At 61.3% G+C, this 13,390-nt stretch carries 12 protein-coding genes and 2 tRNA genes; 8 read left to right on the forward strand and 6 right to left on the reverse strand.

Annotated features, from left to right (window positions below; translation table 11 throughout):
* Nucleotides 1–115 precede the first annotated feature (115 nt).
* Genes QMK32_RS13535 through QMK32_RS13545 form a run of 3 tightly spaced genes read left to right on the forward strand, consistent with a single transcriptional unit; the run spans nucleotide 116 to nucleotide 3,407 of the window.
* On the forward strand, nucleotides 116–889 hold the full coding sequence (locus QMK32_RS13535; RefSeq protein WP_283475521.1) for a fumarylacetoacetate hydrolase family protein: 774 nt from the start codon (nucleotides 116–118) through the stop codon (nucleotides 887–889).
* A 36-nt stretch (nucleotides 890–925) separates the two neighbouring features.
* Nucleotides 926–2,398, forward strand: a complete 1,473-nt coding sequence (gene gltX / locus QMK32_RS13540) for a glutamate--tRNA ligase (protein ID WP_283475523.1) — start codon at nucleotides 926–928, stop codon at nucleotides 2,396–2,398.
* A gap of 16 nt (nucleotides 2,399–2,414) precedes the next feature.
* On the forward strand, nucleotides 2,415–3,407 hold the full coding sequence (locus QMK32_RS13545) for a YihY/virulence factor BrkB family protein (protein WP_283475524.1): 993 nt from the start codon (nucleotides 2,415–2,417) through the stop codon (nucleotides 3,405–3,407).
* Here the strand turns inward: QMK32_RS13545 and QMK32_RS13550 are convergent.
* Entirely contained in the window at nucleotides 3,386–4,927 is a 1,542-nt protein-coding gene (locus tag QMK32_RS13550; RefSeq protein WP_283475526.1) for a bifunctional 3'-5' exonuclease/DNA polymerase, read from the reverse strand. The genes QMK32_RS13545 and QMK32_RS13550 overlap by 22 nt on opposite strands.
* A gap of 195 nt (nucleotides 4,928–5,122) precedes the next feature.
* Between QMK32_RS13550 and QMK32_RS13555 the strand changes: the two genes are divergently transcribed.
* A tRNA-Gln gene (locus QMK32_RS13555) sits at nucleotides 5,123–5,194 on the forward strand.
* A gap of 122 nt (nucleotides 5,195–5,316) precedes the next feature.
* Nucleotides 5,317–5,389, forward strand: a tRNA-Glu gene (locus QMK32_RS13560).
* 78 nt (nucleotides 5,390–5,467) lie between these two features.
* Here QMK32_RS13560 and QMK32_RS13565 read toward each other — a convergent pair.
* The 3 genes from QMK32_RS13565 to QMK32_RS13575 form a co-directional block, all read right to left on the reverse strand.
* Complete coding sequence (locus QMK32_RS13565; RefSeq protein WP_283475528.1) at nucleotides 5,468–5,635, reverse strand: DUF5302 domain-containing protein; 168 nt, start codon at nucleotides 5,633–5,635, stop codon at nucleotides 5,468–5,470.
* 74 nt (nucleotides 5,636–5,709) lie between these two features.
* Nucleotides 5,710–6,207 (reverse strand): pyridoxamine 5'-phosphate oxidase family protein, encoded by a 498-nt coding sequence (locus tag QMK32_RS13570; protein WP_283475847.1) that lies wholly within the window; start codon nucleotides 6,205–6,207, stop codon nucleotides 5,710–5,712.
* A gap of 58 nt (nucleotides 6,208–6,265) precedes the next feature.
* Nucleotides 6,266–6,967: an IclR family transcriptional regulator gene (locus QMK32_RS13575; protein ID WP_283475530.1), complete on the reverse strand. Its 702-nt coding sequence runs from the start codon at nucleotides 6,965–6,967 to the stop codon at nucleotides 6,266–6,268.
* 151 nt (nucleotides 6,968–7,118) lie between these two features.
* On the opposite strand from QMK32_RS13575, the gene leuC reads away from it, so the two are divergent.
* The 3 genes from leuC to QMK32_RS13590 all read left to right on the forward strand — a co-directional run bounded on the left by leuC (nucleotide 7,119) and on the right by QMK32_RS13590 (nucleotide 10,080).
* Nucleotides 7,119–8,543: a 3-isopropylmalate dehydratase large subunit gene (leuC, locus tag QMK32_RS13580; RefSeq protein WP_283475849.1), complete on the forward strand. Its 1,425-nt coding sequence runs from the start codon at nucleotides 7,119–7,121 to the stop codon at nucleotides 8,541–8,543.
* Nucleotides 8,544–8,594: 51 nt separating this feature from the next.
* Nucleotides 8,595–9,212, forward strand: coding sequence for a 3-isopropylmalate dehydratase small subunit (gene leuD / locus QMK32_RS13585; protein WP_283475532.1), 618 nt, complete (start codon nucleotides 8,595–8,597; stop codon nucleotides 9,210–9,212).
* A 148-nt stretch (nucleotides 9,213–9,360) separates the two neighbouring features.
* A complete protein-coding gene (locus QMK32_RS13590) occupies nucleotides 9,361–10,080 on the forward strand; it encodes an HU family DNA-binding protein (RefSeq protein WP_283475534.1) in 720 nt (239 codons plus the stop codon).
* A 91-nt stretch (nucleotides 10,081–10,171) separates the two neighbouring features.
* Here QMK32_RS13590 and QMK32_RS13595 read toward each other — a convergent pair whose 3' ends face one another.
* Both QMK32_RS13595 and QMK32_RS13600 read right to left on the reverse strand, forming a co-directional pair.
* On the reverse strand, nucleotides 10,172–11,107 hold the full coding sequence (locus tag QMK32_RS13595; protein ID WP_283475537.1) for a bifunctional NUDIX hydrolase/histidine phosphatase family protein: 936 nt from the start codon (nucleotides 11,105–11,107) through the stop codon (nucleotides 10,172–10,174).
* A complete protein-coding gene (locus tag QMK32_RS13600) occupies nucleotides 11,107–13,344 on the reverse strand; it encodes an RNA degradosome polyphosphate kinase (protein WP_502943598.1) in 2,238 nt (745 codons plus the stop codon). Before QMK32_RS13600 ends, QMK32_RS13595 begins: the two co-directional genes overlap by 1 nt.
* Nucleotides 13,345–13,390: the final 46 nt, after the last annotated feature.

Below are 13,390 nucleotides of genomic sequence, written 5' to 3' on the forward strand. Positions count from 1 at the left end.
ACTATATGGACTTCAGATCTTGGCATCTGAAATTCAGAAGCGACGTTACACCCGTAGCGCGCGCTGCATCGGACGGCATGGACGCCGCGAAATGGAAGGTCGATAGACTTTCGACATGCGTCTGGGTCGAATTGCAAGTCCTGATGGTGTGGCATTCGTGAGTATCGAGGGAGAGGGTGATGAACGCACCGCCAAGGAGATTGCCGAACATCCCTTCGGCACGCCGACTTTCACGGGTAGGTCGTGGCCATTGGCCGACGTTCGTCTGCTCGCGCCGATCCTCGCCAGCAAAGTCATAGCGATCGGAAAGAACTACGCTGCACATGTAGCCGAGATGGGCGGGGAGGCTCCCAAGGATCCCGTAATCTTCATCAAACCGAACACCTCGATCGTCGGGCCGGGAGCGCCCATCATGTTGCCGGCGACCTCGAACGAGGTTCACTACGAAGGCGAACTGGCTATCGTGATCGGGCGTCCGTGCAAGGACGTGCCTGCAGCCAAAGCTCTCGATGTGGTCCTGGGTTATACCGTCGCGAACGACGTATCTGCTCGCGACCATCAACGGCACGACGGTCAATGGACCAGGGCCAAGGGGCACGACACGTTCTGCCCGCTCGGGCCTTGGATCGAGACCTCGCTCGACGCCTCCGACCTCGAAATCTCGACCGAGGTCGACGGCGAGGTGAAACAACGCAGTAGGACGTCGTTGCTGCTGCACGACATCCCTGAGATCATCGAGTGGGTCTCGGCCGTCATGACCCTGCTGCCCGGTGACGTTATTCTCACCGGTACCCCCGAGGGCGTCGGTCCGATCACGGCAGGACAGTCCGTGTCGGTCACGGTCGAGGGCATCGGCACGCTGACCAACCCCGTCGCCGCCAAGAACTGACGTACCTTTCACCTTCCCCTCGAACGCGAGCGAGCTATGACCTCCAACGAAGTACGAGTCCGATTCTGTCCGTCACCGACCGGAACCCCGCACGTGGGCTTGATCCGCACGGCGCTGTTCAACTGGGCGTTCGCGCGCCATCACGGTGGTGCTTTCGTCTTCCGCATCGAGGACACCGATGCAGCGCGTGATTCCGAAGACTCGTATGCGGCGATCCTCGACGCACTGCGATGGCTCGGGCTCACCTGGGACGAGGGCCCGGAGGTCGGTGGGCCGTACGAACCGTATCGACAGTCGCTCCGGCGTGATCAGCATCTCGACGTAGTCCGACAGCTGCTCGAGGCGGGGGAGGCGTACCACTCTTTCTCGACCCCTGAGGAGGTCGAGACCCGACACAAGGCGGCCGGGCGGGACCCCAAGTTGGGTTATGACAACTTCGATCGGGATCTGACCGACGAGCAGCGTCAGAAATTCCTCGACGAGGGCCGCAGCCCCGTCGTTCGGTTGCGTATGCCCGATCACGATCTGTCGTGGACGGACCTCGTTCGTGGGGAAACGACTTTCAAAGCCGGCACGGTGCCGGACTTCGCACTCACCAGAGGTAACGGGATTCCGTTGTACACGTTGGTGAATCCAGTGGACGACGCGTTGATGAAGATCACGCACGTGCTTCGCGGAGAGGACTTGCTGTCCTCGACCCCGCGACAGTTGGCGTTGTACGAGGCGCTCATCCGGATCGGCGTCGCGGACAGCACACCAGAATTCGGCCACCTGCCGTTCGTGATGGGCGCGGGAAACAAGAAGCTGTCCAAGCGCGATCCCGAATCGAATCTCTTCATCCACCGAGATCGCGGATTCGTGCCCGAGGGTCTGCTGAACTATCTGGCGCTTCTCGGCTGGGGCATTTCCGACGACCATGACGTCTTTTCGCTCGACGAGATGGTGGCGGCGTTCGACATCTCCACGGTGAACTCGAACCCGGCTCGATTCGACCAGAAGAAGGCCGATGCCATCAACGCCGAGCACATTCGGCTGCTCGAGCCCGCGGATTTCGCGTCGCGCCTGCGCACGTTCCTGACTGAGCAGGGGCATTTGCCCGAGCAGGTCGACGAGGAGCAGTTTGCCGTGGCCGCCGATCTCGTGCAGACACGCATCGTGGTGTTGTCGGACGCCTGGGGACTACTGAAGTTCCTGTACGTCGCCGACAGCGACTTCGGCATAGACCCAGCGGCGGCGGCGAAGAACCTGACGTCCGATGCCGGACCCGTTCTCGACGCGACCATCACGGCATTGACCGAGTTGTCTTCCTGGCGCACAGCAGATCTGGAAGAGACGCTCAAGGCGGCACTGATCGACGGCTTGGAACTCAAGCCGCGCAAGGCCTTTGCGCCGGTCCGCGTCGCGGTGACCGGATCACACATCTCTCCGCCACTGTACGAGTCGATGGAACTCCTCGGGCGCGAGAAGACGCTCGCGCGGCTCGGCGCTGCCCTCGCCTCCATCGGCTGATCGGCGCGGTAACCGGGTGTCTATCGCCGCACGGGTGGACCGAGTCCAGCGTCGCCACCCGGTCCTCGGCTTTCCGCTGGCGGTGATCTACAAGTTCGTGGACGATCAGGGCGGCTATCTTGCTGCTCTGATCGCCTACTACGCGTTTCTCTCGCTCTTTCCGTTGCTGTTGCTCGGATCGACGATCCTGGGAATCGTGTTGGCCGGTGATCCGCGCTTGCAGCAACAGATCCTGGATTCGGCACTGAGTCAGATTCCCATCATCGGTGACGAGGTCGGTGAACCGGACAAGATCGGCGGCGGAAATCTCGGTTTGATCATCGGTGTCCTGGGTTCGCTCTACGGCGGGCTCGGGGTTGCCGTAGCCGTTCAGAATGCGATGAATGTTGCGTGGGCAGTACCGAAGAACCTTCCCCCGAACCCGATTCGTTCACGAGTACGCGGGCTTGCGCTGCTCAGCACGGTCGGGGTCGCCGTCTTGGCTATCACTGCCGTCAACGTTGCCAGTTCTGCGGGTGTCTTCGGCAGCGTCAACGGCAGTGTGGTGCTGGTTGCGTCCATTCTTCTCAACACCATCGTCTTCACCGTCGCTTTCCGGCTGGCGACGGCCCGCGACTTGTCGATCTCCAACGTACTTCCGGGGGCGATCGTTGCCGGGGTCCTCTGGCAGATTCTGCAGACGTTCGGCGGTGTGTACATCAAATATGTCGTCGGCCGAGCGTCGATCACCAACGGGGTATTCGCGGTAGTGATCGGACTTCTGGCGTTCATGTACATCGCTTCGGTCCTCATCGTCTTCGCCGTCGAGATCGATGTGGTTCGGGTGGAAAAGCTCTACCCCCGTTCACTGCTGACGCCGTTCACCGACGATGTGATCCTCACCGAGGGTGACCGTCTCACTTATACCGGGCAAGCCGAAGCACAACGCAGCAAGGGGTTCGAGGAGATCGAGGTAACTTTCGACGGGCATGGATCCGAGGAAGAATCTCAGCCCTCCGGATCGGCGTAGCAAGCTCTGACCGCGACGTCCATCGGAAATCGAACTGCCGTGTCGCCGAAGAGAAGCCGTGTGGCACTGAGCGCGGCGTCTTCGATGTGCCGGCGAGCGCTCACACAATTGCGACTGTGAACGACTACCTCGTCGTGTTGAAAGAAGACGAGTTCGCCGGACCCCGGTTCGGCGGCCAGCCTCTTTCGCAACTCGGCCAACAGGCATACTGCCCATTCCGATGCGGTTGCTTGCACGAGAAAGTTTCGGGTGAAACGTCCACGCGCATGTGCGTCACCGTGCGCCCACCACTCGGCTGAGGGCTGCGGACACGCGCGCCCGAGCCATGAATGGACGACCTCCCCGCGTTCACCGCTCCGAGCGGCACGCTCGACGTACTCGACGGCTTCGGGGAACCTGCGGCGTAGCAAGGTCAGAAGCGACCGAGACTCACCGGAGGTGGCGCCGTACAAGACCCCGAGGATGGCAACTTTCGCTTTGTTTCGGTCGCCGCCGAAGGCCGCCTGTGCGACGGGGGCATACAGATCTTCGGTACCGGCAGCCTCGGTCATGGCGGGGTCGGCCGACATCGCAGCCAATATTCGTGGCTCGAGCTGCCCGGCGTCAGCGATGACGAAAGCGTGGCCGGGCTCCGCTATTACGCTGCTACGCAGGGGCTTCGGGATTTGAAGTCCGCCACCGCCGCGACTGGCCCAGCGACCGGACACCACCGCACCGGGCACATAGACGGGGCGAAATCGGTCCTGCCGAACCCATGCCTGCGACCATGCCCATCCGTTGGTACTGAACAACTTCGACAGATCCCGGTGACGGAGCAACAGCGGAACTGCCGGATGATCGACGGCGCTGAGAACGTGGGCACGCGTCGAGGTCAGTTCGATGTCTTCCCGGGCAAAAGCGGCGATGACGTCCAGGTGTGAACTCGGATTGACTCTGCGGCCGAACACCGCGCTGATCTCGGATTCGAGCTCGATGATCGAGGGCGGCAAGTCTCCGTCGCGAGGGCGCCGACCGAGCATCTCCTCGAGGTACCGGTGGTGCGCGTCGGCAGAAAATGGCAATCCGGCGTGGCTCATCTCCGCAGCGGCGAGTGCTCCGGCGGATTCTGCAGCGAACAGAAGGCGGAGGCCGGACGATGCCGCGCTCTCGGCTAAGTGTCGACGATGCAATTCGAGGATCGATTCGGAGCTCGGATAAGCGTATGCGTCGAACAACCCCGGTCTGTCGTCTGCTGGTGTGGTCGTGAGTGGGGCGACCTCACCGCGGCGGACGGCGAGGATTCCTTCCACGAGGGAAAGATCGTGACAGCGGTCGACGCGTATCCCTGCCTCCAGCAACGGGCCATAGGTGCGCGCAGTGGACTCCCAAATCCACCTGGGGCGATCAGCGGACTCGATTCGGTACACGGCCTCAGCAAGATTGGTGCACTCTTCTCGCTGCCCGGACAGGCGTCCGTCGTCGTCGGTGGGGAAGAGGTGATGAACGGTGCCCGTCGGCACTACGACAACTTTCACTCGCATCCACCGGCGCTGATCACAAGATCGAGTGTCCGCTAGGACCTTCGAGGTCGTCTTCGCGGGTCCAAAGGTCGCTGTAGTGCGTAGTTCGGGACTCTGACCAGCCGATTTGGAGAAACCCGGGTGTCCTTTGATAGTCTCTATCCCGGCCCAGAACGCAGTGCACATGTTGGTTGTGTGGACGTCGTCGAAGGTCATTGGGGTATGGTGTAATTGGCAACACAGCGGTTTCTGGTACCGCCATTCTAGGTTCGAGTCCTGGTACCCCAGCAAGCGTTCGGCGGTGATTTTGTTGCCGAACGTCAGCCGGTTAAGCTGGCTAAGCTTTCATCTGGTTGTACACAGTTGAGTGTGATTGTGACCGAAGTTTGGTTGCGTTTGAAGAAGTTCCTGGCCCCGTCGTCTAGCGGCCTAGGACGCCGCCCTCTCAAGGCGGTAGCGCGGGTTCGAATCCCGTCGGGGCTACAACGAAGAAAAACACCCTCTCATCGGTTCGGTGAGAGGGTGTTTTCGTTCTGTGCAAGCGGGTCCGCGTCTACGAATCTAGATGCTCTTGCGTCGGAACATCCGCTGATGATCTGCGGGCCCGTGGGCGTTGTTCACCTTCGGCCCACCATCCTTGTGCTCGACCGTGGTAGCCGACTTGTGATTCTTCTTTTCCAGGGCTTCGCGAAACTTCTTCTTCGTATCTTCTTTGCTGGGTTCTGTCATGATCGCTCCTCGCACGTCGGTGACGAGAAAAAGGTACCGCAGAATGAGAGCGGAGATTGACCCCTTTGCCCCTGCTACAGGTATTGGGCTGTGGATCCGCCCAGTGGAATGGCGGGCAGGCCGAGCTTGCGGTGATCCCAGGAGCGTGTGCGGTCGACGACGACCTTGACTGCAATGCGCTTCTTCATCATCTGCTGCACCATCGGAGCCACTTGTTCCGAATACGGCCCGGTGTACCGTTCCCACACACTTATGCCGACTGCAGAGATCGACTCGGGGTCGTCGAGTATCTCCGCTCTCCCCTCGATGGCGATGCCGCGGAGAGTGTCATAGGTGTTGCCGTCCTCGACGAGCACCGTGATCCGTGAGTCACGACGAATGTTGACGGCCTTCTGAGACTTCGCCTTGGTCTCGAACCACACCTCGCCGTCGATGACGCCGTACCACATTGCTACGAGGTGAGGCTGTCCATCGGCTCCGATAGTTGCGAGAGTTGCAACTCGGCTTCTCTCGATGAAGGTCGCGATGTCGACGTCGGTCATTGTTATCTGCGCGCGCTGATTAGTTCCCACGCTCATTGCTTATCAGAGAACGGGGCATCGAGGATCGTAGATTCCGAATCTGTTCGTGTCAGAGCCGTTTGTGTATCGCCTCGGCGGCAGCGAGCAGATCTGCGGCCCAACGCGCACCGGGTCTACGGCCGATTCGGTCGATGGGTCCTGAGACCGATACAGCGGCGATGACATTTCCTGCCGAATCCCGAACCGGGGCTGCGACGCTGGCGACTCCTGGCTCCCGTTCCCCGGCGCTCTGGGCCCAACCCCGCCTGCGGACTTCGATCAGCACACGCTCCCCGAATTCTGCATCCGGCAGAACGATGCGTTGTGTCTGCGGATCGGCCCAAGCGAGCAGAACTTTGGCCCCCGAGCCTGCTGACATGGGAAGGCGGGCGCCGACGAGAACTGTGTCGCGCAGACCCGTCGGCGGCTCCATCGAGGCGACGCAGACCCGTACGGTGCCGTCGCGCCGGTAGATCTGCACGCTTTCGCCGGTGATTTCGCGCAGGCGCGGCAGGACGGATGCTGCTGCGTCGAGCAAGGTGTCGGTGGCACTGGCCGCGAGTTCGGCCAGGCCCGGCCCGGGCCGGAAGAGCCCGTGCGCGTCGCGCGCAACGAGCCTGTGGACTTCGAGGCCGACGGCCAGGCGATGTGCGGTGGCGCGGGGGAGCCCGGTTTTTATGCAGAGATCACTCAGCGTGCACGGTTCCGCGGCAACCGCATGGAGAACCCCCATCGCTTTGTCCAGAACACCGATGCCGCTATGCTGTCTCATAGACCGATACTAGCGTCTCGCATCGTGGGAATGCACATTTCGGAATGTGCTCGCCCACGGCGGGAGATACGTAATGTCGTGGGATAGCGCGACGTGGGCCAGCCCGTAGTCCACCGGCGCGACACACATCAGGAAAAGGTTGGTGGCAATGATGGCCGGCACAGCACGCACTCTGGCAGAGAAGGTATGGGAACAGCACGTCGTCGTTCGAGGCGGCGGTGAAGGGGGCTCGCGGGAGCCCGATCTCATCTTCATCGATCTCCACCTCGTTCACGAAGTGACGAGTCCGCAAGCGTTCGACGGTCTCCGACTGGCCGACCGCCCGCTGCGTCGGCCGGATCTCACCATCGCAACCGAGGACCACAACGTCCCGACGGCCGATATCTTTGCGCCGATCGCGGATCTCGTCTCGCGTACCCAGGTCGACACTCTTCGGAGGAATTGCGAAGAATTCGGAGTTCGCCTGTACCCCATGGGCGATCTCGATCAAGGAATCGTGCACATCATCGGACCTCAACTCGGTCTGACGCAGCCGGGTATGACAGTTGTCTGCGGAGACAGTCACACCTCCACCCACGGTGCATTCGGGGCGATCGCGATGGGAATCGGAACCAGCGAGGTCGAGCATGTGATGGCGACGCAGACTCTGTCGCTGCGGCCGTTCAAGACGATGGCCATAACCGTGGACGGAGAATTGGCGCCCGGGGTGACGAGCAAGGATTTGATTCTGGCCGTCATCGCCAAGATCGGAACGGGTGGCGGGCAGGGATACATACTCGAATACCGTGGCGAAGCCATTCGCAAGCTTTCGATGGAAGCTCGAATGACCATCTGCAACATGTCGATCGAGGCAGGTGCGCGTGCCGGGATGATCGCACCCGACGAGATCACCTACGAGTACATCAAGGGCCGGCCCCATGCCCCGCAGGGAAGCGACTGGGACGCCGCTGTGTCGGCGTGGAAGGAACTCGCTACGGACGCGGACGCCGTCTTCGACAACGAAGTCCACATCGATGCTTCCAGTCTCACTCCGTTCGTCACGTGGGGCACGAACCCCGGTCAGGGTGCGCCACTGGCGGATCGGGTGCCTAACCCGGCCGACATGACCGACGAGGGAGAGAAGTTCTCGGCCGAGAAGGCGTTGGCGTACATGGGTCTCGAAGCGGGGACGCCACTTCGAGAGGTGTCGATCGACACAGTGTTCGTCGGTTCATGCACGAACGGACGCATCGAAGATCTGCGTGCCGTCGCGGGAGTCCTGGAAGGACGGACGGTGGCAAAGGGAGTGCGCATGCTCGTGGTACCCGGATCGATGCGGGTTCGCGCCCAAGCCGAAAAAGAAGGTCTCGGCGACATCTTCACTGCCGCAGGAGCCGAGTGGCGCCAAGCCGGATGCTCGATGTGCCTGGGAATGAACCCCGATCGATTGGCCGTAGGGGAGCGATCGGCGTCGACATCCAATCGAAATTTCGAGGGTCGGCAGGGCAAAGGCAGCCGTACGCACCTTGTCTCGCCATTGGTCGCGGCTGCCACCGCAGTCAGGGGAACGCTGTCGTCCCCGGCCGATCTTGATTAGTTCCTTTACCCAAGCCGCCTGATCGTTCGTCAAACGTAGGAGATTTTTTCGATGGAAGCCTTTATCCGCCACCAAGGAATCGGCGTGCCACTGCGCCGTTCGAATGTCGACACCGACCAAATCATTCCTGCGGAGTACCTGAAGCGGGTGACGCGCACCGGTTTCGAGGACGGACTCTTCGCCGCATGGCGAAACGACCCGGAATTCATTCTCAATGTGAGTCCCTACGACCGAGGCTCGGTCCTGGTTGCCGGCCCCGACTTCGGAACCGGATCTTCCCGCGAGCATGCAGTGTGGGCGCTATCGGACTTCGGATTTCGGGTCGTGATCGCATCTCGCTTCGCCGACATCTTTCGTGGGAACGCTGGAAAGGCGGGGCTTCTCGCGGCAGAAGTCGAGCAGAGCGACGTCGAATTGATCTGGAAAGTCCTCGAGGAACAGCCCGGTCTGGAAATTCTTGTCGATCTCGAATCGAAGACCATAACGGCCGGAACACTGGTGGTGCGCTTTGCCATTGACGACTACACGAGATGGCGCCTGCTGGAAGGTCTGGACGACATCGGACTGACATTACGCCAGGTCGAGGCTATCTCCGAGTACGAAAAGTCAAGGCCTTCATGGAAACCTGCGACGCTTCCAGCACGTATCGAGGAACCTTTCGACGGGTGACGAGGGAAGGCTCCGACACGCTTTGCGGCCCTGCCACATTGCGCGACACCTGATGAGAAATGGCGTGGCGCATAGACTCTTGACGACTTGGGGTTTACCGTTGTAGTAGTCGGTCCGACGATGGACCACAATATTGCGGAGGAATTCCATGAACAAGGCAGAGCTGATTGACGCCCTGACCGAGAAGTTGGGGTCGGATAGGCGGAGCGCCACAGAGGCTGTCGAGAACATCGTCGACACCATCGTGCGTGCGGTCCATCGCGGCGAGAGCGTAACCATCACTGGTTTCGGCGTCTTCGAGCAGCGTCGTCGTGCGGCGCGTGTCGCCCGCAACCCGCGCACCGGCGAGACGGTTCGCGTCAAGCCGACCAATGTCCCCGCATTCCGTCCGGGCGCTCAGTTCAAGGCAGTGATCGCCGGCGGACAGAAGCTCCCCGCAACCGGGCCCGCAGTAAAGCGTGGATCCGCTTCGGCGCCGGCCAAGAAGACTGCCGCAGCGAAGAAGACGGCCGCCAAGAAGGCCGCAGTCAAGACCACGGCAGTCAAGACCACGGCACGCAAGACCACAGCCGCGGCCAAGAAGGCTGCACCGGTCAAGACCGTCGCGAAGAAGGCAGCTCCCGCCAAGACCGTCGCAAAGAAGGCAGCTCCCGCCAAGACGGCGGCACGTAAGACAGTGGCGAAGAAGGCTCCTGCAAAGGCGCCGGCCAAGAAGGCCACGACCACTGTTGCTGCGAAGAAGGCCCCGGCCAAGACTGCAGTGAAGAAGGCTACGCCCACTGCTGCAGCGAAGAAGGCCCCGGCCAAGACTGCAGCGAAGAAGACGGCGGCAAAGAAGGCCCCGGCAAAGCGCGCAGCTCGTAAGTAGTTCTCGATTCAGTAGTCGACGAACGGACAGAAAACAGGGCCCCAGGCAGCGTCTGCCGGGGCCCTGTTTTCGTGTGTGAAGACCGACAGGTTCAGTCCTCGGCCGGAATCACCGGCAATGGGCTGGCAAGGTGGTCTGCGGCAATCAACCGACCATCGTGGAGTGAGAGTACCCAGACGCTGCCCTTGCGGTTCCGGTTCGGCGGGAGTTTCACGCCGTCCTCATCGGCCCACGACTGCAACAGATCCGGGATGACTTTCCCCTGGCTGCACACCGCTCGGACACCACCCGCCGAAGCGATCGCCCGTGCACGGGCGCGCGCACCAGCGGGATTCGCCCAGTAGCCCTCCTCGGATAGCAGCGGCTCCAACATGATCTCTTCACCGAGCCGATCGGCCAAAGGTTGCACTGTTTGAACACAACGGCGCCTGTCGGCGGAGTGGACGCCGTCAGCTCCGAATGCCAGGAGCTGAGCCACCAGCGCGTCGGCCTGCGATTGTCCGACCTTGTCCAGCGGCCGCAACGTGTCGTCGCCCTTGTATCGCGAACGTCGCCCGGCACGCCCATGTCTGACGAGAAGGACGGTGTCGGTATCGGGCGGCTTCTCGAGAAATCTACGGAGAATCTTCCGATCCATCGGGTACGACAACTCCTCCGATGCCTCGATCGGTGAGACCCAGCGGAGCTCGTCGACTTCGTCGTTCGGTTCGAACTTGCCGTCGTACGCTTCTGCCGCCCAGTAGTCGACTTTCTTTATCCGTCTATGCCCGGGAACGGGATACGTGACCTTGGACAGGTATCGACCGAAGCGTGCGGCGAACCCGGTCTCCTCCTCGACTTCTCGGACGGCCGCCACTACCGCAGTCTCTCCAGGATCGATCTTTCCTTTCGGAAAAGACCAGTCGTCGTACTTCGGCCGGTGAACCAGTGCGACGCTGATCTCCCCGTTCACGCCCTGAGGTTTCTGCCACAGAACCGCCCCGGCGGCAAAAATGTTGGCAGGCAGTGGTGTGCTGCGGCTTGCCATTACGAAGCCTGGCTTCGACGACTACGCATCAATTCCTGTTGGTGTTCACGGACCTTCTCGCCATGGGCGGGGGACGCTGCCCAGCCACCGTCCGCGCGCAGTTCCCAGCAACGAGTCGTCGGATCGAGGGCAGACGCGAAAATTTCGTCCAGCTGATGAGTGAGACGTGGATCCTTCACCTGCGCCATGACTTCGACGCGACGGTCGAGATTTCGGTGCATCATGTCTGCGCTTCCGATCCAGAACTCATCGGCACCCCGAAAATTGAGTACGCGAGAATGCTCGAGGAATCGACCGAGAATGGAACGTACTTCGATGTTCTCACTCAGACCGGGTACGCCCGGCTTCAGTGCGCAGATTCCGCGTACGACGACCTGAACCGAGACACCCGCCGCTGATGCGCGGTAGAGGGCATCGATGACTTGCTCGTCGACGAGGGCGTTGGCCTTGAGCCGAATTCCGGCCTCACCGCCTGCCAGCTTGCGTTCGATCTCGCCTTCGATACGTTCCACGATGCCCCTGCGCACTCCGTATGGAGCTACGAGGAGGTTGCGATAACTGGTCTTTCGCGAGTACCCGGTCAAAGAGTTGAACAGATCCGTGAGATCGGCGCCGATCTCGGGCGAGGAGGTCAGCAAGCCCACGTCCTCGTAGATTCGAGCGGTCTTCGGGTTGTAATTGCCGGTTCCGATGTGGCAGTACCGTCGGATCACAGAGCCTTCGCGGCGAACCACCAAGCACGTCTTGCAGTGCGTTTTCAGTCCTACGAGTCCGTATACGACATGGACCCCTGCCTTTTCGAGCTTGCGCGCCCATTCGATGTTGGCTTGCTCGTCGAATCGCGCCTTGATCTCCACGAGTGCCACCACCTGCTTGCCCGCACCTGCGGCATCGACGAGAGCGTTGACGATGGGGGAGTCACCGGATGTTCGATACAAAGTTTGCTTGATGGCGAGAACCTGAGGGTCGGCCGCAGCTTGCTCGATGAAGCGCTGGACGCTGGTGGAGAAAGAATCGTATGGGTGATGTACCAGTACATCCCCGTCGCGAAGGGTGGAGAAGACGCTCTTGGGTGTTTCACGTTCCCCGAACGCCGGATGCGTTGCAGGGACGAACGGAGCGTCCTTGAGGTTCGGCCGGTCCACGCCGTACACCTGCCACAGGCACGAGAGGTCCAACAAGCCTGGAACCTGGATCACGTCACCAGGGTCGACGTCCAACTCGCGCAGCAGCAATTCGAGCATGTGCTCGGTCATGTCGTCTGCGATCTCGAGTCGAACCGGAGAGCCGAATCTGCGACGCGCGAGTTCGCGCTCCAGTGCTTGGAGGAGATCCTCGTCGCGATCTTCCTCTACCTCGAAGTCGGCGTTGCGAGTGATGCGGAAGGCGTGGCTTTCCACCACGTCCATGCCAGGGAACAGCACATCGAGATGTGCGGAGATTACTTCCTCCATCGACAGAAACGCATCGATGCGATGGCTGCCGTCGCCGCGTCGGACTCGGACGAAACGATCGACATTGTCCGGCACCTTGACGCGTGCGAAGTGCTCACCCGCGGTGGCGTAATCCTTCACTGTTACAGCAAGATTGAGGCTCAATCCGCTGATGTAGGGGAACGGGTGGGCCGGGTCGACGGCGAGCGGTGTGAGGACCGGAAACACTTGTTCGTGGAAATATCCGGACAGTCGCTGCCTCTCGTCCGCATCGAGATCCGACCAGCGGATGATCGCAATGCCCTCGGAAGTCAGTTCCGGGAGGATGGCGTCGAGGAGGACGCGAGCATGGCGGTGTGCGAGTTGTTGAGTGCGCTCACCGATCAGAGCCAACTGCTCGCGCGGTGTGAGACCGTCCGCAGAGCGAACCGACAACCCTGTCTCGTCGCGCCGCTTCAGGCCTGCCACACGCACCATGTAGAACTCGTCCAAATTGGACGCGAAGATGGCGAGGAACTTCGCCCGCTCCAGAAGTGGGAGCGATGAATCCTCCGCGAGCGCCAGAACTCGAGAGTTGAAGTCGAGCCAGCTCAATTCCCGGTTCAGGTACCGGTTCTCGGGCAGTGCATCCGCGGCGTTCAGCGAATCGAGCGCAGTAGTCGCGGGAAGCGATGTGGGATTTCCTGGCTTCGGGTTCGTAGGCGGTGCACTCGACTGCACTGTGTCGGTGCTGCCGTCGGACTCTGACGATCCGGCGGAGGCGGCTGGTCCTTCACTGTTGCTCACCGTCCGATCATCCCCCATTCGGGTGGACTGTGAAACTCGGATCGGTGAATTGTCCGGGTCTACT

The sequence above is a fragment of the Rhodococcus sp. H29-C3 genome, assembly GCF_030063405.1.
Lineage (GTDB): Bacteria > Actinomycetota > Actinomycetes > Mycobacteriales > Mycobacteriaceae > Rhodococcoides.